Source organism: Pseudomonas syringae group sp. J248-6 (assembly GCF_032586995.1).
In the GTDB taxonomy this organism is placed as follows: domain Bacteria; phylum Pseudomonadota; class Gammaproteobacteria; order Pseudomonadales; family Pseudomonadaceae; genus Aquipseudomonas; species Aquipseudomonas amygdali.
Map to the genome: position 1 here is coordinate 26080 of NZ_JAWHOP010000034.1, position 19783 is coordinate 45862.

21 protein-coding genes and 2 pseudogenes are annotated in these 19783 nt (G+C 53.1%); 18 read left to right on the forward strand and 5 right to left on the reverse strand.

What is annotated here, in order from left to right; genetic code table 11:
* Positions 1-42 precede the first annotated feature (42 nt).
* The 9 genes and pseudogenes from RYC17_RS25875 to RYC17_RS25915 form a co-directional block, all read left to right on the forward strand.
* On the forward strand, positions 43-324 hold the full coding sequence (locus RYC17_RS25875; RefSeq protein WP_144439812.1) for a hypothetical protein: 282 nt from the start codon (positions 43-45) through the stop codon (positions 322-324).
* Positions 324-1814 carry a HEPN domain-containing protein gene (locus tag RYC17_RS25880; protein ID WP_144439813.1) on the forward strand — a complete coding sequence of 497 codons (1491 nt, stop codon included), beginning with the start codon at positions 324-326 and terminating at the stop codon, positions 1812-1814. Before RYC17_RS25875 ends, RYC17_RS25880 begins: the two co-directional genes overlap by 1 nt.
* 209 nt (positions 1815-2023) lie before the next feature.
* Positions 2024-3052, forward strand: a complete 1029-nt coding sequence (locus tag RYC17_RS25885) for a hypothetical protein (protein WP_058401804.1) — start codon at positions 2024-2026, stop codon at positions 3050-3052.
* Between the two features lie 1047 nt (positions 3053-4099).
* Positions 4100-4294 (forward strand): KTSC domain-containing protein, encoded by a 195-nt coding sequence (locus RYC17_RS25890; protein ID WP_267886798.1) that lies wholly within the window; start codon positions 4100-4102, stop codon positions 4292-4294.
* 253 nt (positions 4295-4547) lie between these two features.
* On the forward strand, positions 4548-4883 hold the full coding sequence (locus tag RYC17_RS25895) for a hypothetical protein (protein WP_005745763.1): 336 nt from the start codon (positions 4548-4550) through the stop codon (positions 4881-4883).
* Positions 4884-5040: 157 nt separating this feature from the next.
* Positions 5041-5805, forward strand: a complete 765-nt coding sequence (locus tag RYC17_RS25900; protein WP_316904732.1) for a hypothetical protein — start codon at positions 5041-5043, stop codon at positions 5803-5805.
* Positions 5806-5864: 59 nt separating this feature from the next.
* Entirely contained in the window at positions 5865-6635 is a 771-nt protein-coding gene (locus RYC17_RS25905) for an SDR family NAD(P)-dependent oxidoreductase (protein ID WP_316904733.1), read from the forward strand.
* Between the two features lie 177 nt (positions 6636-6812).
* Complete coding sequence (locus tag RYC17_RS25910; RefSeq protein ID WP_316904734.1) at positions 6813-8360, forward strand: M10 family metallopeptidase C-terminal domain-containing protein; 1548 nt, start codon at positions 6813-6815, stop codon at positions 8358-8360.
* Positions 8354-8569: pseudogene (locus tag RYC17_RS25915) on the forward strand (short-chain dehydrogenase); the annotation flags it as partial. The gene RYC17_RS25910 and the pseudogene RYC17_RS25915, both read left to right, overlap by 7 nt.
* An 85-nt stretch (positions 8570-8654) precedes the next feature.
* Here the strand turns inward: RYC17_RS25915 and RYC17_RS25920 are convergent.
* On the reverse strand, positions 8655-9068 hold the full coding sequence (locus tag RYC17_RS25920) for a hypothetical protein (RefSeq protein WP_227447963.1): 414 nt from the start codon (positions 9066-9068) through the stop codon (positions 8655-8657).
* Between the two features lie 226 nt (positions 9069-9294).
* On the opposite strand from RYC17_RS25920, the gene RYC17_RS25925 reads away from it, so the two are divergent.
* Both RYC17_RS25925 and RYC17_RS25930 read left to right on the forward strand, forming a co-directional pair.
* A complete protein-coding gene (locus RYC17_RS25925; protein ID WP_057403422.1) occupies positions 9295-9660 on the forward strand; it encodes a histone-like nucleoid-structuring protein, MvaT/MvaU family in 366 nt (121 codons plus the stop codon).
* A gap of 148 nt (positions 9661-9808) precedes the next feature.
* A complete protein-coding gene (locus RYC17_RS25930) occupies positions 9809-10108 on the forward strand; it encodes a hypothetical protein (protein WP_002555839.1) in 300 nt (99 codons plus the stop codon).
* A 153-nt stretch (positions 10109-10261) separates the two neighbouring features.
* On the opposite strand, the gene RYC17_RS25935 is transcribed toward RYC17_RS25930, so the two are convergent.
* Together RYC17_RS25935 and RYC17_RS25940 are read right to left on the reverse strand one after the other, a co-directional pair.
* The gene (locus RYC17_RS25935) at positions 10262-10750 is read right to left on the reverse strand and encodes a hypothetical protein (RefSeq protein ID WP_316904735.1); all 489 of its coding nucleotides are present in this window, start codon (positions 10748-10750) and stop codon (positions 10262-10264) included.
* A gap of 107 nt (positions 10751-10857) precedes the next feature.
* Positions 10858-11748, reverse strand: a complete 891-nt coding sequence (locus RYC17_RS25940; protein ID WP_316904736.1) for a hypothetical protein — start codon at positions 11746-11748, stop codon at positions 10858-10860.
* Between the two features lie 235 nt (positions 11749-11983).
* Between RYC17_RS25940 and RYC17_RS25945 the strand changes: the two genes are divergently transcribed.
* The 4 genes from RYC17_RS25945 to RYC17_RS25960 all read left to right on the forward strand — a co-directional run bounded on the left by RYC17_RS25945 (position 11984) and on the right by RYC17_RS25960 (position 15017).
* Positions 11984-12226 (forward strand): hypothetical protein, encoded by a 243-nt coding sequence (locus RYC17_RS25945; RefSeq protein ID WP_316904737.1) that lies wholly within the window; start codon positions 11984-11986, stop codon positions 12224-12226.
* Positions 12227-12486: 260 nt separating this feature from the next.
* Positions 12487-13161: an HAD family hydrolase gene (locus tag RYC17_RS25950; RefSeq protein WP_122281936.1), complete on the forward strand. Its 675-nt coding sequence runs from the start codon at positions 12487-12489 to the stop codon at positions 13159-13161.
* A 231-nt stretch (positions 13162-13392) separates the two neighbouring features.
* Positions 13393-14529 (forward strand): ImmA/IrrE family metallo-endopeptidase, encoded by a 1137-nt coding sequence (locus RYC17_RS25955; RefSeq protein WP_122258670.1) that lies wholly within the window; start codon positions 13393-13395, stop codon positions 14527-14529.
* Positions 14529-15017, forward strand: a complete 489-nt coding sequence (locus tag RYC17_RS25960) for a DUF4411 family protein (protein ID WP_058401813.1) — start codon at positions 14529-14531, stop codon at positions 15015-15017. The genes RYC17_RS25955 and RYC17_RS25960 overlap by 1 nt, the downstream gene beginning before the upstream one ends.
* Here the strand turns inward: RYC17_RS25960 and RYC17_RS25965 are convergent.
* Positions 15014-15268: a hypothetical protein gene (locus tag RYC17_RS25965; protein ID WP_057460536.1), complete on the reverse strand. Its 255-nt coding sequence runs from the start codon at positions 15266-15268 to the stop codon at positions 15014-15016. The genes RYC17_RS25960 and RYC17_RS25965 overlap by 4 nt on opposite strands.
* A gap of 83 nt (positions 15269-15351) precedes the next feature.
* On the reverse strand, positions 15352-15822 hold the full coding sequence (locus RYC17_RS25970) for an Lrp/AsnC family transcriptional regulator (protein ID WP_002555835.1): 471 nt from the start codon (positions 15820-15822) through the stop codon (positions 15352-15354).
* Between the two features lie 424 nt (positions 15823-16246).
* On the opposite strand from RYC17_RS25970, the gene RYC17_RS25975 reads away from it, so the two are divergent.
* From RYC17_RS25975 to RYC17_RS25985, 3 genes and pseudogenes are all read left to right on the forward strand, one after another.
* Positions 16247-17401: a cysteine desulfurase family protein gene (locus RYC17_RS25975; protein WP_193600969.1), complete on the forward strand. Its 1155-nt coding sequence runs from the start codon at positions 16247-16249 to the stop codon at positions 17399-17401.
* Between the two features lie 115 nt (positions 17402-17516).
* Positions 17517-18296, forward strand: a complete 780-nt coding sequence (locus RYC17_RS25980; protein ID WP_122258672.1) for a hypothetical protein — start codon at positions 17517-17519, stop codon at positions 18294-18296.
* A gap of 1195 nt (positions 18297-19491) precedes the next feature.
* A pseudogene (locus RYC17_RS25985) lies at positions 19492-19783 on the forward strand (energy transducer TonB); the annotation flags it as partial.

A 19783-nucleotide genomic window follows, 5' to 3' on the forward strand; every position in this document is an offset into this window, starting at 1 on the left:
AAATCTAGAATCTGCGCAGAGGTATTAGGACTCAGATTTCACGTGGCAGCGCATAAAAAAGACGCTTTCACCGATCAATATGCTGGCAGTTTGAGAAACCGACTTTTTCAACAGAATCGGCCAAAAGCGGTTCTTCAAGAACGGTTAAATCCACATACCGTAGCGCTAACAGGGCTTGCTCAACGGTTTTTAATTGCCCTCTTAGGGGCGCTGTCGCTGCTATGCTTCGTCGATCAGGGTTCTTGGTCAACTGGAGAAAATGTCCAAGCACACAGGATTGTGATTCGCGAGTTCAAGACAGTCAGAAACAAGGAAAATATTTGATGGGAAAAGAACGAAAAAAAAAGAAGACACCAATTCAGTATATCGGCGTATTCCCCCAAGAGACCGGCGAGTCTGTTATAGGTGACTTGAAATTAAAAGGCCCAAACACTTTACTTAAACTTCACTCCGATAAACCTTTGAGCGCAATGACTTCCTCATCTCTTGAAGGTACCGCATACACGGGCGAGTGCATCACACTCATTGATTGCTATAGCCATGGTTCCGGACGTACATTAATCAGAGGGCAGCTAGTCAAGTATCACACCGATATCTTCCCGCATTTTGTTGCAATTGGCGACAGACATTTAAGTCCGGAAAACACCAATATCACTCTAATAGAGTTCTCAACAAATGACCTTAGTAGTATTTTTAATGACTTCGATGCATTTGGTCATGTAATCGATTCAAAAACTGTCATTAATTCTGTCCTTGAAGAACGCCGTAAAATTCGCCCCGTAGAGTCGGGTGAGCAACCATTGGTTGCTTATTTCACCGGTAAAAATCGCATCATCGAAGTGTCTACAGAACTAGGTAAGATTTCAGTTCATCACCGACCCTCCTATAACATGGGTGGGCCATCCGGAGTATTCCTAGATAATCGAATAGTGGTATCGATAGAGCCAGAATCCTCTATTACATTCAATGAATCAATAGACAGATTGCATCGTGTGGCGAATTTTTTGTCGGTAGCAGCGGGTCGCGCCCAGAGCGTTAGCCATATTACAGTCAACACGGAAAATTCTTCGGAAGCCCTCTTAATTCCAATATCTATTACTCCAACCCTACCTTGGAAAGGCAACAATGCCTCCAATTTAAAACCGCATCCTGGAGATATTCCATTAGATGCTATACGTCGACCACGCGAATTTGACACTGCTCTGTCAAACTGGGTGAAGAGAGATAAAGACTGGCGAATAGCACGCGTTCGACATCTAGGGTGCATGCAGAAAGGAAACAAATATGATACTGACAGATTAGTTGCAGCCGCCAACATGTTCGATATATTACCGCAACACGCAACACTGCTGCCCAATGAATTATCAGAAGAATTAATCACCACCCGAGATGCATGCAAATTATTACTCAAGAAACTACCTGTCGGAATAGATCGAAATAGCGCACTGAATGCATTGGGTAGAATGGGAAAACCATCTCTACCGAAAAAAGTAGCTTATCGAGCCTCTGTCGTCACTGCGGAATTAGGGAGTTTTTTTCCAGATCTGTCTCTTATTGCTAGCATTGCAGTTAAATGTCGAAACTTTTTTGTGCATGGTAGTGCCGGAGATATAGATTACTCCAAAGTGGAGCAATTTATGCCTTTTCTCACCGACACCCTTGAATTCATATTCGCAAGTTCAGACCTAATTGAGTCAGGTTGGAATCCTCAACATTGGGCGTCTGAGCATCACGGATGGGGGCACAGTTTTACAAGATATCGAGCCGAATACGCCGGTACATTGGCAGAGCTACGGCGCGCTACTGCCTCCTGAAGGGTATGTCTCCTTTCTCGCCTCGTATTCAGCGTCGCAAGCTGATTACGTGGGGTCGTCTCCCTTCACTCGCTCCATTATTTTCATGGCCGATTGGTACAGTGGAATGCGTCAAAGCGGCGGCTCGCGTAGTCACGGTGGTGTCGCGAAGGCTATTTTTTACAAACACAATCGATAAGTCGATCACTTCATCAAGCAGGGATCACGAAATGAAGTATGAAAAAATACTCCGGAAGTTGTCTAGCAATCCAAAGCTGACAGAAGAACTAATAGTCGCAGCGTTTAATAAGTATGAAAACAAAGATGTAGATGTCTGCGCTAAGACTATCGGAAAACCTGGATTTGAGATCGCTACCGATGCGGGCTTGTGCTTCATCACGGAGCGACCCATAAGCTATTATAATGAAAGATGGGGGCGGGTTACTGGGGCACAGGAAAGAGCATTACCGTTGCTTTTGCCAGTACCGCTTCATATTATAGGTGAAGGCCAGTTAAATCAGGCAATATTCGAAATGAATAACGCCGAAAATCCAAAAGATGCTGCGGATTCTTGGCTTAATGAATTTTTTGCACCTGAAATCGCAGCAACCTATTTCAATAAGTTTTTTTCTGCCAGCGATTCACTTAAAGACTATCGACTGATCGTATTTGAAGCAATTGAAGCCTATTATCTTGGGATGGATCATGTGGCGATAATGTCTCTAATACCGGTATTTGAGGCAGGATTAAGGAATATCCAAAATTCACTGCTTTGCGTAGACTCTGGTAACGTCAGTGGTGAAAAATTTGAGCGTTACCTTAGGGACATCATAATACAGTGGGGACGGAGAAAGCTTGAGATATATGTTTGGCACCCGGGGAAAGATTATAACCAGCCAGTGGAGATTGATTTTTTAACGCATATCTGTCCTCAATCCGACGTAATTAACGGGTTCAGAATATACTTTAAGAACATTCTTTACAAACCTAGCTATGGCGACGTGAATGGTTTTAATCGCCACATTATAATGCATCTATTAAAAAACGACTTTAACAATCCGTCGAATTTCGCAAGGATATTTATCTGCCTGACCCATATAACTTTTATAGAGAGTCTAGAAAACAAAAATGTACCGTTCTTTTGGCGAGGAATTGACGACAAAGACTTAGAAGTAGCAGCGTATTTTAATGGGATATCCAGAATGCTTGGGGACCCTCGTCGCCCTATTTTGCGCTCGCTAGGGGTAAATGGTTATTAATTAACATCAATGGCCGATGATGCGGGGCTTATAGCGTTTTTAAGGAGTAGCGTAGGCTCGATTAAGCTCAACTGAGGCTGCTTCGATATCTGAGTTTTTCAGCGCGCGATCGTAAGCCCTGATAAAAGCAAATTCGCCCAACAACCCTGCTGTGGCCAGCGCCGATGCTTGCCCGCCCAGAATGTTTCGTCCGCTGAGAGATGCCACAGTCGCACATTCGACAATGTGGCTGGTACCGACCTTTATTTTGGGCGTGGGCCCGTCGAACACGGTGAGGATTATCGTCCACTCGGTCGATTTATCCCCGCTTTCCAATCAACTGGCCGCCGAGATACTTTCATACAAGCCATTCACACTTGGTGCGAGGATCCAATTCTAGTAGACGCGCACCACATCTTAGCATGCCCGAAGTTGTCATCCGCGAAGGGCAGTTTTTGGCCGATAATTGGCATCCTAGACAGTTGTCCGAACGATATATGCGCAGGCAACGTTACACAATTCCCCATTGTTACATGCTATACACAGAAGCTTCTCAACAGGTATTACGATTATTTTACTGTTTATTTTCAATGGGTTAAGCGGTATCGTTACATGTGCAACACCAGTTACACCGCATTTGACACGTCTTTGCCCCCGATCCCCTACGAAATAAGCTCCATCCGCGAAAGGAGTCAGGCATAAGCCGGGGGACCCTGAAGACTTCCGCTGCATACGGGGCAGGGAACCCGCGCATCTTGAGTAGCGGACGGTTTCACAGCTTAGTGAACTGGTGAACCCGGTGAACTCACTCAATCGGAAGGTGAACCCAAACGTTCATTCCTTCAGCTACTGATCTGCTGCTGCCAACCCGTCAACTGTCAACCAATCGGCAGCTACCAAAGCCTTGCGGGTTTCATGCTCCGTACTGGAAGAAAAGCCTCAGGGTCCCCAGCAGCTTTTCAGCCCCACTACCCTTTTGATCGGACGCACTGGCACCGCCTTGCGAGACACCGACTAGTATCAGCACCGAGAGCGTCATCAATCAGGGGTAAGGAAAGCGCTATGGACATGGTTCGCGTCAACTCATCAGCGATCACAGCTGTCGGCTATGATCCCGCTACAGGCAGGATGAAGATATTTTTCAAGCAAGGCCCCCCTTACGACTATTGTCACGTTCCACCGAACATCTATGAGGGCTTGATGGCGGCGGGCTCGAAAGGTACTTATTTCGCCAGGATGATCAGGGATCGATACCAGTGCTAGGCTGGGGCATCCAAGCTCATTTCGAGCCTGGCGCACACCCAGCACGGCGGGCCCTGTATGCCCACGTGTATGCCTAACCAGAACACCTCCAGCGTAACCCTTATAAAACGGGCCTCTGACAGCCCAGTTCAAACGACGCCTGGGCATGTGAGAACGCCTCGACACCTCTTAAAAAAATACCTAAACCACAACCCCGACGAGTAAAGTACCGCCGCCCGAGACGTGGATCCGGGTTTTCCCATGGAGTTTCACCTTGAAGTCATTTAGTAAAGTTGTCGCCGCAGCAGTATGTGGTCTGGTTCTGGCGGGTTGCACCGGCACCCCTATGAAAACCCCGCAATACGACAGCAGCCAATACACCGTCGTAGGTCACAGTGAAGCAAGCGCCACCGGCCTGATGCTGTTCGGTTTGATCCCGATTCGTCAGAACGACCGTTTCGTTCGTGCGCAGAACAGCGCCATTCAGGCCAAGGGTGGCGATGCGCTGATCAATACCCAAGTGCAGGAGAAGTGGTTCTGGGCCTGGGTCCTGAACGGCTACACCACCACCGTTTCTGGTGACGTGATCAAGCTGAAAACGGCTAAATAAGCACCGCTCGGTTTCAGAAAGCCCGGTTCGCCGGGCTTTTCTGTTTCTGGCGATTGGCGGATGCGCTGTCGAGCGATGGAGCAAGCGCTGACATCCATCGTTACCCACCGCCAAAAGGTTTAGCATTCAGCCCACCTTCGGATGTGAAGTTTTCTGCATGACGGCCTTCTACCTCAAGTTACTCATCACCCCCGCGCTCATGCTGGCCATTTCGTTGGCGGCCAGGCGCTGGGGCACTGGTGTGGCGGGGCTTCTTTCTGGTCTGCCGATGACTTCGGCGCTGGTCATGCTGTTTCTCAGTCTTGAGCAAGGCACTGCATTCGCCTCGATGGCGGTGCCTGGGGCATTGGCTGGGCTTGCGGCGATTCAGGCGACTTATCTGTTTTATTTTCTGGTCACTGGACGCGTTTCAGCGGTGACGGGATGCACCTTGGCCTTGGCCGTGTATGGCGCAACGGCCTTTGTGATGAACCTGTTGGGCTTACTGGCGCTGTCGATCATTTTCACGCTGCTGATGGTTGCGCTGATCATCGTTGCCACCTCGAAACAGACACTGCCGAACGTAGCTTCATACGTTGCAATGCCGCGCTGGGTCATTCCGATGCGAATGCTGACCGCCACCCTTCTGCTGCTGGCGATTACCGCAAGCGCTACCTGGCTCGGGCCTGTGGTCAGTGGGCTGCTGGCGCCGATCCCGGTGATCGCCTGGCCGCTTGCCGTGTTCGTCCACGTTCAAGGCGGGCGTTATGAACTGGCGGCAATAGTCCGTGGCAATGCTATTGGCGCGGTCGGGGTGGTGAGTTTCTACCTGACCCTCAGGTATTCCATATTGCAATGGGGCGCGCTTGTGTCTATCGCTGCTGCCGTTTTGCTGGCTGTCGTGGTGACGGCTGGGTTGGCGCGGTTGTTGGCGAAGCGGTAGGGCTATAGTTCTCTCACAGACGTTAAAAAACACTTCAGCCATGGTCCTCAAGGTGCCTTATGAATTTGATACCGGAACTGAACAGCGAGGCTAACGTGCTGATATGCGGGGCCAGCCGAGGTATCGGCTTGGCACTGTGCGCAGCGTTGCTTGCTCGCGATGATGTGGCTCAGGTATGGGCTGTCGCGCGAAAAGCCAGCACTTCCACAGAGCTGGCAACGCTTGCAGAGCAATATGGCCAACGCATCAAACGCGTCGACTGCGACGCGCGTGATGAGCAATCCCTTGAAGCACTCGTGAGCGAGACGCTTGATGGATGCGAGCATCTGCACCTCGTCATCAGTACGCTAGGCATTCTTCATCAGGACGGCGCAAAAGCAGAAAAGGGCCTGGCACAGCTGACACTCGCGAGCCTGCAAGCGAGTTTCACGACCAACACCTTTGCACCGATCCTGCTGCTCAAACACCTGCTCCCGTTATTGCGCAAACAACCTTCAACCTTCGTGGCGCTCTCCGCGAGGGTTGGCTCCATTGGCGATAACCGACTGGGTGGCTGGTACAGCTACAGAGCCAGCAAAGCGGCGCTGAACCAGTTGCTGCACACGGCCAGTATCGAGTTGAAACGTCTTAACCCGGCCTCTACTGTCCTGGCAATACATCCAGGCACGACTGACACGGAGCTGTCTCAACCATTCCAGGCGAACGTACCCGAAGGCCAGCTGTTCGAACCGGCGTTCTCGGCGGATCGCATTATTGAAGTGATAGGCGCACATGGACCGGCCGACAGCGGGACCTTCTGGGCTTGGGATGATAAGCCGATTGTCTGGTGACTTGTTTCACTTGTGAGAATGAGGTCGCTATCCGTCCTCACTAACGGGCTGTTTTGGTCGGAAAGCCCCCGCCGCTTATAACCCCTTCGTCGGATAAGGCCCATTGCTATCAACGAGACGGCATTACTGGCGTCATACCCCACCCCCAGTGAACCAACTGCAAGTAAGGAGCACGGCATGACCCAGGTATTCAACATCAAGGACGCCACCAACCCTACGGCGCTTGGGAATTTGCAGGTCAAAAGCGCCAGTAGCCAGGTCAGCAATAACCCGGTCGAACTCATCGTGCAGGGCACTCCTGGCAACGACTACATACGTGGTGGGCTGGCTAATGAACTGCTGATGGGTGGGGGCGGCAACGACCAGCTAGTCAGCGGGGGTGGCAACGATGTGATGGTCTCCAGTGCCGGATACGACGGTATGGACGGCGGCGCCGGTAATGATGTATTCCGCTTCGACCGCATCGGCGACAGCTATATCAATGGCGGAGGCGAGCACACCGATTCCATCAGCCATTTTGACCCCGCCCACGATACCCTCGACGTGTCGGCCCTTGGCTATAGCCATTTAGGTGATGGCTATGGCGATACCTTGCACATCCGTAGCGAGCCTCTGCGCGGCATTTACTTTTTGGAAAGCTACGAGCGAGACGGTAATGGCAAACATTTTGCCGCGCAGTTCCTGGCCAATAGCGGCCTTATTACCGATGCCAACTTCCAGCCGCTGATCAACGGCACTTCGCACAACGATCTGCTCGAAGGCACAGACGCCAGCGAATCCCTGAAAGCCGGCGCTGGCCGCGACAACGTCCAAGCGGGTGCGGGCAATGATCGGCTGTTCGGTGGCTCCGGCGGCGACACTCTGAGCGGCGGCGCGGGTGCCGACAGCTTCGTGTATACCCGGCTCAGCGACAGCTACCGCAACGATGCCAGTGGCAGCTATAGCAGCCGCGACCTGATCACCGACTTCAGTGGCAACGGCCATGACATGATCGACGTGTCCGCCTTGGGCTTCACCGGGCTGGGTAACGGCTACAACGGTACGCTGAAGGTGGTCCTCAACCTGGCCGGCGATGCCACCGCGCTTAAATCATTAGAGGCCGATGCTAACGGTAACCGCTTTGAAATTCTGCTCAGTGGCAACCATGTCAATGAACTCAACGCCAGCACTGTGCTGTTCGCCCCGCCCAGTGATGCGACGGTTGTGACCACTCCGCAGCCGATCACCTCGGTGAGTCTGGTAGGTGGTGACAAGTCCGACATCCTTTATGGTTACTGGGGCAACGATACCCTCGTCGGTGGCGCCGGAAACGACACCCTCGAGGGTAACGCCGGTGACGATGTGCTGACCAGTGGGGTGGGCGCGGACAAGCTCACCGGCGGCACAGGTAACGACCGTTTCGTGTTCACTAGCAGCGCCGACAGCCATGCGGGCAGCAGCGACCTGATCACTGATTTCATCTGGGGCCAGGACAAGCTCGACGTCGCTGCGCTCGGCGTAACCGGTTTTGGCAACGGCCGCGACGGCACCTTGAGCATGACCTACGATGAAAACACCGACCGTACCTACCTGCGCAGTAGCGAGCCAGGCGCCGATGGGCATGCGTTCCAGGTCACGCTAGCAGGGTTTGACTACACGCGAGAGCTCACCAACGCCGACCTGGTGGTTGCCGATACGGCAGACGTGGCGCTCGTGGGTCAAACCGCCGTCGACCTCGCGAATTGAAACGCCTTAACCCGGCCTCTACTGTCCTGGCAATACATCCAGGCACGACTGACACGGAGCTGTCTCAGCCATTCCAGGCGAACGTACCTGAAGGCCAACTGTTCGAACCGGCGTTCTCGGCGGGTCGCATTATTGAAGTGATAGGCGCACATGGACCGGCCGATAGCGGGACCTTTTGGGCCTGGGACGATAAGCCTATTGTTTGGTGACTTGTTTCACTTGTGAGAATGAGATTGCTGCAAGCCTGGGCCGACCTGCCTGCGGGCTGTTTTCGACCAGAAGCGTACATTCTGGTCAAAGCCCCGAGAAACAAAAAAACCAAGGTAAAGTAGCGTGATTGCTATGCCCTTCGTACTCTGCTTGTCCTCGAAGATCATACCGACAAAAAGACAAACTGATTGCGGCTGGAATAGAAAGAACGTTGAGCATCCAGAGAAAGACATTGCTGGATTCAAACCACACCAGGGCTGCAATGTTAATGACTACAAGGACGATTATCACGATATTGCATTTGAGGTGCTGCCGCCTGAAGGAGGCAAAGCTTTCCCAGTCATAAATCAGCCACTCCTGAGAAAAGACTCCGCATTCGGGGCACTTATGGGTGGGTGGCGGCCCCATACGGATATGGCCACAGTTGGGGCATCGAACCTTGGTAGCGTTATCCACTGTTGAATTATGTTCCTGATTACGTTTTTCAGCCGGTTTCATTGCGAAATCCCTCCGCCTATCGATGAGCGCCTCACCATGGTGGCACATTGTCTAAACGGATACATAAGGCCGATTTCTGACGATGTTACCCGGAAGCCCGGGCAATCCGGCTTATGACGTTACTCCGACTTGTTAAAGGCCATCCGACCTGCGGAAAATAGGCTGAACTTGTAACGGGCGCTATCTCTCTCAATAACTACGCACACCTGTTTATGAGGAAAATACCATGTCCAAACTCGCAGAATACCGTCAGCTGGAAAAACACCTCGCCGAGCAACTTCAGGCACTGGAGACCATGAAAGGCAACGAGGGCCTGAAGAAAGAGATCGAGTTCGAAACCAAGCTGCGCAAGCTGCTTGAGCACTATGGCTTCAGCCTCAAGCACATCGTCAATCTGCTGGACCCACAGAACTCGTCGCGTCGCCAGGTCGCGGATAAACCTGCGGGCACGCGCAAACCACGTGAGCTCAAGGTGTACAAGAATCCGAAGACCGGTGAAGTGATCGAAACCAAAGGTGGGAATCACAGAGCCTTGAAGGAGTGGAAAGCAGAACACGGTTCTGATGTCGTCGAGAGTTGGCTGAAGAAATAAAGCCTTGCGCCATGCAACGGTTGATTGACCGGGGTTGATCTGGAGCATCGGTTAATCACCGTTCGTGCAGTCGAACTGCCGATGTCGGGAACGACCCGCTGCGCCAGGACGTCAGACCTGTATCGACTTACTGAAAAGGTACAGCGCAATGGAAAAGACAATCACCGTGGACCAACTGGCTAAAACTGACCTCAGATCAGTTAAAGAGATATGGCTTGGTGATACCCATACTCAGCTATGTCTGTGGCGTGGCGAACAAGTCGTCACACACGACATGCTCAGCGAGGGTACCCACGATCAGAACAATAGTCGCCTGCACTTGCAATTGGTCAACCCTGACGACCGGGCTGCAGTGGCCAGCGTCGAGGCGCTCGTTCGTGAGCGGCTGGAAAGGATGGGAAGCAAGGGTGAGTTTTATCCCGCTGAGAATGCGGACACTCACCAGTAATCACGTTGATTACACGCGATTCTGTAGGGTCCTTGGGCTGCGTTGCCAGACTGTAGATGTGTGACGCAGAGCGTCACGAACGGCATGCCAACGCGGAGCATTGGCACGATAGTCATTTCAAGGCTTGTGTATAACCGTGAGAAGTCCTCGTGGTTATGGCTGGGTAACAGTCACCTCGACATCCAGCACATGCCCGCGAGCGGCGTAATGGTCAATGACTATAGCCTCACCCACCTTCCCTTTTTTTGGTGCGATTGCAATTAGCTGAGACCAGAATTCAGGCACTTGGTAGTCGCTGTCGCCGTATTTGACTGTTTTCATCTGATCAATACCCACGAATGAGAGCTTGCCGGTAATGCTGACCGTTCCGTCAATGGTGGTCAGCCGTGGGGTAATTTTGCCGCTCAGGCCCAGTGCTCTAGTTTTTTTGCGCTCTATGCCCTTTGTTACGCTGGTCACATATTCAATGGAATCGTGTTCCTTGTAGGTGACCTGTTTTCCGTTCTCCACATAGTCGATCTGGACAGGCAGTGTCTTGCCGTCCACTTTCACATAGGTGGATACCTTCAACTGCTCGGCGGCTGGGGCCAGTGAGGGGTAAAAGACGATGAGGGCCAGAGCCAATAGGGTTGTTTTCTTCATCAGAGTTGCCTGCTTGTCGAGGGGCTGTAGCCAGCCGTCAGGTTACGTCGTAATTGAAAGACGGATGGCTACGGCCATCACTTTGGGGAACAGGGAAAGTCATTCCCTCAAGCGCCAACTGCCGAACCGGCCATAAAGCGAGCCCGCACCTTCGCCCATACCTCGCCAACCGGCATAAAAAGTAGCGAATTCAGCTTCAGCAATCCACGTACTGCCTGAGGAATCGGTGTTACAGGTTCACTCGCACCATGAACAGCAAGCAGATATCGGTAAACCCTGCGACTGCTCATGGGCAGCAACCCCATCTGCTCAAGTAATGAAGGGCCTACTTCGCTAATCATGCCGGTGACCATGATCCACAGCCACACGATTTCGACACATAAGAATGTGCCGATTACGATATTGGCACCTATAGTTCGCCAGTCCTGGACGGCTGCGAAGATCGTGTCGATGTTGCTGCCCAAGGTGATCATTGTTGTAAAGATCGCGGCAATGGCAAACAGTATTCCGATGAATCGGGCAGGGTCAGGTAGCCGAAAGAACGCAGCGATGCGCGGCCCCATTGTATCGTTGCTGGCCAGCCGCTTGAGCTCTTGGCGTTCTTCCCACAGGTGTCTCATCTCCCTTGCCTTATCGACGAGCCCGGCAGCACTACAGTTATAGCGGGCGCAAAACCACCGCTGCCTCAGGTGCGACCGCTCCAAGGGTGTCGTGGCGGGACCCGCGCCCAGCTTCTCTGCGCGAACCAGCTCATATACCTCGGCCAATCGAACTGCGCAGATCATGAATACCAGCAGGACTGGAAACAAAGCGGGCATATGCTCAGTCAGTGCGGCCCAAGGTAAAAATATTAATGCGCCCGAGAGTGCCAACATCAATGCGCCTATCAGGGTCAGACAGATACGAGCATCACGCCGACGCCAGGCCTCTTTGAAAGGCACCCGATCAAAAAGCTGAAAGTGTTCTTCTACATCGTTACGCAGCTGGTTGATGCTCATCGCTTGCTTTCCTTGCATGGCAAACACACGAGCTTAAACAGCCTGTCCGGCAATGCAACTCAACGCGTGGAGCGCGGGATAAACAACTCGTAAAAGCATCGATGTGAACTTGGCTGTGGAAGGGGTGGGGCAAGCCTCTTGTCTTTTATGGCATGGCTCCCTCCCTCGTTATCCGACACGTTTGATTTATCAAAGCCAGATCGATACGGTGAGCCAAAATCCAGGGAAGTTACCTATGTCATCTGATCCGCTATGTCTTGTGTTTGTACCAGCCCTAATTGCCATTCTCTTTGCGGCTGAAAACAAAAAAGGGATGCCACTCACTGAGGCTGAAGTCTGCAATATTCGAGATCAGGCGACGTGTATCGCTCTTCCATTCAGCAAGGCCATAGCTATGGAGGAGGAGCGAGGCTATGAGGACATCTCCGCAGAAAACTGCTGGGTTGAATGGCAGCAAAAACGCGAGCAGTCAGCTTGATCACAACCGCTTATTAAAAACCCTTTTTGAGCGTCGATCTGAACAGAACGTCTTCAAGAGTCCCCTCCGGTCGAACCGAGCCCCTGAAAAATCGAACGCTCAACGCACCACCGACTCGAAAGCCTATGACCCTGACAAAAGCCCATCTCTCCACTGTTTGACGATGCCTTGTTCGAAGCATTGTTTAGCCTCGGCTGGCAGCTGATTGCTCGCTCCGGACCTCGCCAGACGGTCAATCCGAATTCAAAAAGAGTAACCCTATGAGACCGCAAACCTCCTTCATCTTCGACCTGGACGGCACGCTGACCGACAGCGTTTATCAAAACGTCGCCGCCTGGAAAGAAGCGCTGGATGCAGAAGATATCCCGCTTGCGATGTGGCGTATTCACCGCAAGATCGGCATGAGCGGCGGGCTGATGTTGAAATCACTGTCGCGTGAAACCGGCTTGAACATCAGCGAAGAACAAGCCGAACGGCTTAGCGAAAAACACGCTCAGGCGTATGAGCGGCTACAGGGGCAGATCATCGCGTTGCCCGGCGCCGTCGAGTTGCTGGAGACGCTCGACAAGGAAAACCTCAAGTGGTGCATCGCCACTAGCGGCGGGATTGATACGGCGACGATCAACCTGAAAGCGCTGAAACTGGACATCAAAAAGATCAACATTGTTACGCGCGATGACGTGAGCTATGGCAAGCCTGACCCCGACCTGTTTCTGGCGGCTGCAAAGAAGATAAACGCTCCGATTGAAGAGTGTCTGGTGATTGGCGATGCGATCTGGGACATGCTGGCGGCACGTCGCTGCAAGGCAACCGGCGTCGGCCTGCTGTCGGGTGGCTATGACATAGGCGAGCTTGAGCGCGCAGGTGCCTTGAGGGTCTATGAAGACCCGCTGGATCTGCTGAATCATCTGGACGAGATCGCTTCTCGCCCTTGAATGATCGGCTGGCGTGGCAAATGAGGTAATTATTTACCTACATGCCCGCGAAAATCGGGTTCATCATTCCCATCTCACTCGCTGCCGTCATTGACCGTAGCGTTGCGAGCCCATAGTGTACGTGCACGCGCTGTATTCTGCGGTGCTCGTCATAGCCAAGGAAAAGGCAATGCACAGTAGCCCGCGCTTGCACTGGCCCGACACACTCCTCTCTGATATTCCGAATCTGCCATGAGCCAAGCCGCGTTCGTTAACCCAAGCATCCTCACGTGGTCCCGCGAGCGGGCAGGCCTGTCTGCCGCCCAGGTCGCCAGAAAGCTGCCTGTGAAACCTGAGCGTATCAAGGAGTGGGAAGCAGGAGAAGCGAGGCCAACCTTTTTGCAAGCCCAGAAGTGGGCGAGCGTTGCGCATGTTCCCTTTGGGTTTTTGTTCTTGCCTCAGCCTCCTGTCGAACAGCTGCCGCTACCAGACCTGCGCACAGTTGGTAACTCGGCACCCTTGCGGCCAAGTCTGGAGCTTGTGGACACAGTAAAAGACGCAATTCGCAAACAGGACTGGTATCTGGAATACCTTCACGTACAAGAGCACCAGCCTCTTCCGTTCGTCGGTCGCTTCGACAGCCGGACGCCGGTGAAGACGGTTGTGAGTGATATTCGGCAAACCCTCTGTGTCGATCCGGAAAAGTCCCGCCTTGATTACGATAAATACAGCCGCGCGCTGATTGATGCTGCTGAAGTGGCTGGTGTGCTTGTCATGCGCAGTGGTATCGCGCTGGGCAATACCCATCGCAAACTGGAGGTCAGTGAGTTTCGAGGCTTCGCCATCAGTAATTCGCTGGCTCCAGTGGTGTTTATCAACAGTTCGGATGCTCCGACAGCTCGCCTATTTACGTTAATGCACGAACTCGCTCATCTCTGGATTGGCAGCAGCGGCGTTTCTGACGCGGGTACTGCAAATGGTCGAGAGGAAGAGCGATTCTGCAACGCCGTGGCGGGTGAGTTTCTTGTACCCGAAGAGCTTTTTCGAGCTGTATGGAACGCTGGTATTGAATGGGAAAGTAATCTGGCCCCTCTCGCTACGAGGTTTCATGTCAGCAAGCTTGTTATTGGCCGACGCGCGATGGACCTGGGCTACGTTACGCAAGAGCAGTACGGCGTGTATTACCAGAAGGTCCTAAAGGCATTCCGGGACGAGAAAGGCGGTGCCGGGGATTACTACCGCAATGCAACGGCCAAAAACAGTACGCGGCTGAGTAAGGCTGTACTGACCGAAACCCTGAGTGGGCGGATGCTATTGCGTGAGGCTGGTAGTCTGCTCGGTGTACAGCCAGCCAAGTTAAGAACGCTGGCGGAGACACTGGCCCGGTGATGTTTCTGATGGACTCCAACACCCTGATTGAAGCCAAGAATCGCTATTACGGCATGACGATTTGTCCGGCTTATTGGCAGTGGTTGCTGCTCCAAAACCAGACATTTTTCTTGGCCAGTATCGGTCCTGTTAAAGACGAACTTACCAAAGGCCATGATGAACTGGCTGACTGGGCAAAAAATAATTCGGCTTTTTTCCAAAGCATTTCGGATCAAAAGACTCAGGCCGAATTCGTGAAAGTCGCTACGTTGGTAGCACAAGCGCAAGGCATGAAGACGGGAGCAATGGAGGAGTTTCTAAAGGGGGCCGATCCATGGCTGATTGCCAAGGCGCTGACATCCGGAGCAACCGTAGTTACGCATGAGGTGCGTAATCTGGACGCAAAGCGAAAGTTCATCATCCCCAACCTGTGTGAGCAGCTCAACGTCCCTTACATGAACACGTTTGAGCTGTTACACCACCTCAACGCCAGGTTTGTACTTCCTTAACCCGGCGAAACACCACCACCTTCATCTGCCACGATATCCGGGTCATCCGAATAGACTTCCGGCTCATCGTCTTCGTAAGCCTCGTCGCCTTCCGTGCGTTTCTTGACCTCATCGCCTCTGGCAGAACCGACGCCGGGCTTGTTTGAGTTCATGGCGAGGACCGGGTCCGCTTCACGGTCGTATTGACCGAGTTCCGGGCTGGCGGGGTCTTCTTTGGGCACGCTGTTTGTGAGTATGTGATCGGTTGTCATGTCAGCCACCTTTTTCGTTTGCCAAAGAAAGTGGACGTGGCATTGGGCTGAGGGTTCGATTCAATCGATGAGCGTGGCGGGCTTTACCCGCCAAACGACGCATATTGCAGCGGCAGGCCGGTGGTGAACTTGATCTGTTCCATGGCGAAGCTGGAGCTTACGTCGCTGATCCCGGGGATGCTGATCAGTTGTTTGTACACCGCGTCGTACCCTGCGATGTCGGCTACGACGATGCGCAGCATGTAGTCGGTGTCGCCCGCCATGCGGTAGCACTCGACCACTTCAGGCAGTTCGCCGACGGCGGCGTGGAACTGTTCAAGCCAGGCGGCGTTGTGCTGGTTGGTGCGGATGGCGGCGAATACGCTGACCGACACGTTCAGACGTTGCGGGTTGAGCAGGGCTACCCGGCGGTCGATGATGCCGGCTTCTTCCAGCTTCTGAATGCGTCGCCAGCACGCTGTGCTGCCCAGGCCAATACGCTCGGCGATGTCCGCCACCGAGCGGGTGCAGTCGGTTTGCAGAATGTCGAGAATTGCCCGGTCGAATTTGTCCATTAGCGGTTTCCTGCGTTAGTCGCTCTACACTTATCGTGAGGAACGATGGGTGTCTGACTCCAATTCTGCGCCTCACACAGCATGACTATCGTGCCAATGCTCCGCGTTGGCATGCATTTCGTGACGCTCTGCGTCACCCAACGGTGCAGCCCCTTGCATCCCCGGATTGGACGCGGAGCGTCCAGAACTGCATTCCCACGCGGAGCGTGAGGAACGATGGTGTATGACTGCGATTCTGCGCCTGAAGCAGCATCCTAGAATTTTTAATCGTAAAAATCCAAACCAAAGCGAATAATTTTTCGCTTTGGCTGCTGGTATACGTGCAAATATCAAAAAAATTTCGCGTGCGGATCAGTAATCTTTCAAGCAGTCGGTCTGGTAATGCCAGCCCTTGATTCTGACTCGATTACCAAGTGAATTGCCCATGACCACCTCTGCGCTCTACCTGGATTACGCCGCTACCACGCCTGTCGATGAACAGGTGATTGAAGCCATGGTTGCCTGTATGGGCCGCGAAGGTCATTTCGGTAATCCGGCATCCAGCGGGCACGGTTACGGGCAGGTTGCGCGGCAGGCTGTAGAGCAGGCTCGGCGTCAGGTGGCCGATGCGGTGGGTGCGTCTGCCGACACCATCGTCTGGACCTCCGGTGCCACGGAGTCCAACAACCTGGCGATCAAGGGCATCGCTTACGACAGCAGCGCGCAACGCCGGCATATCATCACCAGCGTGCTGGAACACAAAGCAGTGCTCGATACCGTCAGTACGCTGGAGCGTCAGGGTTTTCCTGTTACCTGGTTGAAACCAGATGCCCAAGGCTTGATCCAGCCCCAGGCGGTTCAGGCTGCCCTGCGCGAAGACACGCTGCTGGTATCGCTGATGCTGGTGAATAACGAGTTGGGTACGCTGACCGATATCGCCAGCATTGGCGCCTTGGTGCGCGAGCACGGCGCGCTGTTTCATGTGGACGCTGCGCAGGGCGTCGGCAAGGTGAAGGTCGATCTGGCGAGTCTGGCCGTCGACCTGATGTCGTTCTCGGCGCACAAGGCCTACGGCCCCAAGGGTATTGGCGCGCTGTACGTGGGCCCACGCGCGCATTCGTTGCTGAAAGCGCAGATCCACGGCGGCGGACATGAAGGCGGCTTTCGGTCGGGCACATTGGCAACCCATCAGATCGTCGGCATGGGCACAGCCTTTGCGTTGGCGATCAGCCAGGCCGAAACTGAAAACCGCCGTATCGAAGAGCTGAGTCGCCACCTGCGCGAAGGCTTGTTGAGCCTGCCGGATGTGCAGCTCAACGGCTGTCCGCAACAACGCATCCCGCACACCCTGAACCTGTGCATCACCCGCAGTGGCTTCACCAGCTCGCAGCTATCCCACAGTTTGGCGTTGTCCTCGACGTCCGCTTGCAACTCGGCCAGCAATGCACCTTCGCATGTGCTGCTCGCTCTGGGTATAGATTCAGCCAAGGCCCTGGCCAGCGTGCGTGTCAGCCTTGGCCGCTACACCACGCAGGCAGACGTCGAGCGTGCCATTGAGGTGTTCAGCAAGGCGCTCAGCGCACCTGCTGCGTTCTGGTGACCAGTATTTTCGAGATCAGAAAAAGCAACAACAGAGCGATGTCGTTATAATGGCACAACCCGGCGGCTGCCAAGTGATGCTCACGGATCAGGTTTTAACCCTAAAGGAATAAGTCATGACCTTTGCTCTTCCAATCAGGTGTATTTTCCTGGCGTTTGTGACGACCGCCATCAGCCCCCTGGTTTTTGCCAAGATGTATACCGACTCCGACAAAAATGACGCCTACTCTCCCTACACCCTCTACATGGAGCACTGCAACAAAACGCAAGAGCAAGTGGATTCTCTGGAGGCTCAACAAGGCCCGCTGGACCCAAAAGAAGTGATCAACTCGCTCACTATTACTTCCTACTCCCTCAGCGCTGACAACTACACCCCCAGCGAAATGGGTGTGAGCGCAGAGGAGCTTGCGCGATGCAATGCCACTTACTCTAAAGCGGGTAAGTTGCGCAAGCAGGCCGAAGCTACTCTGGCGGCCGCTCAGGCCATTGAAGACAAGAAGCAAAAGAAAGCCGACTTGATCGCTCACCAGAATTTACCTGAATACAAACAGGCGAGATCGTTGGGGTTCAAGGACGTAGGCAATATCACGTTTCTGAAAATGTATGACGACATGGTCGGTGACGCTGAGCTGAAGTCAACACTGATTAACGTTGACCAGCAATGCGGAAAGTATCTGCGGGCCACGCAGTACGTGGAGCCGTACGTCATTTATACGACTGACCCCAGATTCAATGGCCCATGTGGGTCAGTAAAAAGATTCGCGATCAGAGGAACCCGCGGCGTGAACAGCGGTGACTGGATCAACCCCGACGCCCAATTCAGATACGTCGGCTGGCAGAAAATCCTCGCACCCAACGGGTTCAAGATCCGGATACAAGCGCTGGAGCAGCTCTGAGTATCGAAGCGGTCCCTGACGCTCTGAAAAGTAATGCCCTTCCCCAGAGCCAGCCATCGCTGGCTTTCATCTTCTCCCATGTCTTCAAGTCAAGGCCCCGAACATCACCCGGCGGGGGCCTTTAGCGTCGATTACATGAAAATGTACCCCTTCAGATACAAAAAGACACAAATTGGCACAGTTCTTTCAAGTGGAACGGTCGTGCCATAAACCATTGGTGCACGCTGCATTCAAGGGGTGCCTACACGCACCAAAGTGCAGTTAACGGACGCCAGAGCGTCCACAAACAGTGCAGGAGGGCAGACCACAAGTCTTTCTCCTCACCAGGAAAGGAATCTAGCCGTGCTCTATCAGTCTTGTGTCAGACCACCGTTACGCTGGCTGCCTACCCTTGAGGCATTGCCTGCCTTGGGCGGTGCCTGCGCGTTATCCAGATCTGCTTGTTGTTTTTCGACGACCCTGCACGTCTGGACGTAAGTCATTTTGCGTGTGCCCTTGAATGTTCTGACGATTAATCAGGGCCTTGCAGAACTGTGCGCGCAATAAGGATAAACCCCCTGTTTTCTAATTAACGGGCAACCCACATATAAAGATTGTCCGACACTTTATTTGGAGTGGTTTCATTTGGCCATCATTTGTGCGATGGCTTTTGTTTCTTTAGCGGTGACTGATCATATAAACACGGACGCACACGGAGCAGCCCTTTATGAAGTGTTGAGTAACTAACGCACCAAGTTGATCCTCGTTACACAGTATTGGTGCATCCAGGAAAGTGACTAGTAGGTCACGAGTTTTGAACGCGTCTGGCACAGCAGAGGGTACGATTTTGTCTGCTGTTTTGTTTAAGGAGTCCTTCATTTGAATGCCTTCGAAGTCCATGAAATCGGGATTCGATAAATAGTTACATGAATGCGACACCCGCTCTGAATCAACGGTCCCTGCGTGGGCTTTCTGGCACAGCGGTTGCAATGTAAGCATTCAGGAACATCGCTGTACGTCCCCGTACATGACGATAAGAAGCAAGGATCAGCAATGCCAGCGCCCTGATGTACACCGCTTTTCCCTGTTTAAGCCTGCCGCGCGCAGGCACCGCGGTGCGCTGCATATAAACAGTGTGCAAGCCGCCCTCAGTCGAATATTCACAAAAATATTCGAACGGATTTTTATTGCCCTTTAACTACCCGAGGGAGCGTTAATGAATGATGCGGTAATAATGAAAGCGGTTCCCTCTCCTTCGCCCGATGACACTTCGACGGCGTGGCAGGGCATTCCTTTCAGCGCCAATACGTCACGACCGGGTGGCCTTAACAAGCCACAAGTAATGGTGTTGATTGCTGCGTCGGTATTTATCCATGGGGTGATCTGGTGGTACATGCAAACTGCCCAGCCAGACCTGCCTGAAGTTGCGCCGCAAGTTCCGGAAATGACCATTGAACTGACCAGCCCGACACCACCCGCCCCGGAACCGCCGCCGCCCGAGCCACCAC

Bases quoted from the DNA above. Each gene is read 5' to 3' on its own strand.
- RYC17_RS25970 (WP_002555835.1), bottom strand. From the start codon at position 15,822: ATGGACAAATTCGACCGGGCAATTCTCGACATTCTGCAAACCGACTGC.
- RYC17_RS25960 (WP_058401813.1), top strand. From the start codon at position 14,529: ATGTTTCTGATGGACTCCAACACCCTGATTGAAGCCAAGAATCGCTAT.
- RYC17_RS25975 (WP_193600969.1), top strand. From the start codon at position 16,247: ATGACCACCTCTGCGCTCTACCTGGATTACGCCGCTACCACGCCTGTC.
- RYC17_RS25885 (WP_058401804.1), top strand. From the start codon at position 2,024: ATGAAGTATGAAAAAATACTCCGGAAGTTGTCTAGCAATCCAAAGCTG.
- RYC17_RS25980 (WP_122258672.1), top strand. From the start codon at position 17,517: ATGACCTTTGCTCTTCCAATCAGGTGTATTTTCCTGGCGTTTGTGACG.
- RYC17_RS25925 (WP_057403422.1), top strand. From the start codon at position 9,295: ATGTCCAAACTCGCAGAATACCGTCAGCTGGAAAAACACCTCGCCGAG.
- RYC17_RS25900 (WP_316904732.1), top strand. From the start codon at position 5,041: ATGACGGCCTTCTACCTCAAGTTACTCATCACCCCCGCGCTCATGCTG.
- RYC17_RS25930 (WP_002555839.1), top strand. From the start codon at position 9,809: ATGGAAAAGACAATCACCGTGGACCAACTGGCTAAAACTGACCTCAGA.
- RYC17_RS25910 (WP_316904734.1), top strand. From the start codon at position 6,813: ATGACCCAGGTATTCAACATCAAGGACGCCACCAACCCTACGGCGCTT.
- RYC17_RS25965 (WP_057460536.1), bottom strand. From the start codon at position 15,268: ATGACAACCGATCACATACTCACAAACAGCGTGCCCAAAGAAGACCCC.
- RYC17_RS25945 (WP_316904737.1), top strand. From the start codon at position 11,984: ATGTCATCTGATCCGCTATGTCTTGTGTTTGTACCAGCCCTAATTGCC.
- RYC17_RS25955 (WP_122258670.1), top strand. From the start codon at position 13,393: ATGAGCCAAGCCGCGTTCGTTAACCCAAGCATCCTCACGTGGTCCCGC.
- RYC17_RS25890 (WP_267886798.1), top strand. From the start codon at position 4,100: ATGGTTCGCGTCAACTCATCAGCGATCACAGCTGTCGGCTATGATCCC.
- RYC17_RS25920 (WP_227447963.1), bottom strand. From the start codon at position 9,068: ATGAAACCGGCTGAAAAACGTAATCAGGAACATAATTCAACAGTGGAT.
- RYC17_RS25935 (WP_316904735.1), bottom strand. From the start codon at position 10,750: ATGAAGAAAACAACCCTATTGGCTCTGGCCCTCATCGTCTTTTACCCC.
- RYC17_RS25950 (WP_122281936.1), top strand. From the start codon at position 12,487: ATGAGACCGCAAACCTCCTTCATCTTCGACCTGGACGGCACGCTGACC.
- RYC17_RS25905 (WP_316904733.1), top strand. From the start codon at position 5,865: ATGAATTTGATACCGGAACTGAACAGCGAGGCTAACGTGCTGATATGC.
- RYC17_RS25940 (WP_316904736.1), bottom strand. From the start codon at position 11,748: ATGAGCATCAACCAGCTGCGTAACGATGTAGAAGAACACTTTCAGCTT.
- RYC17_RS25880 (WP_144439813.1), top strand. From the start codon at position 324: ATGGGAAAAGAACGAAAAAAAAAGAAGACACCAATTCAGTATATCGGC.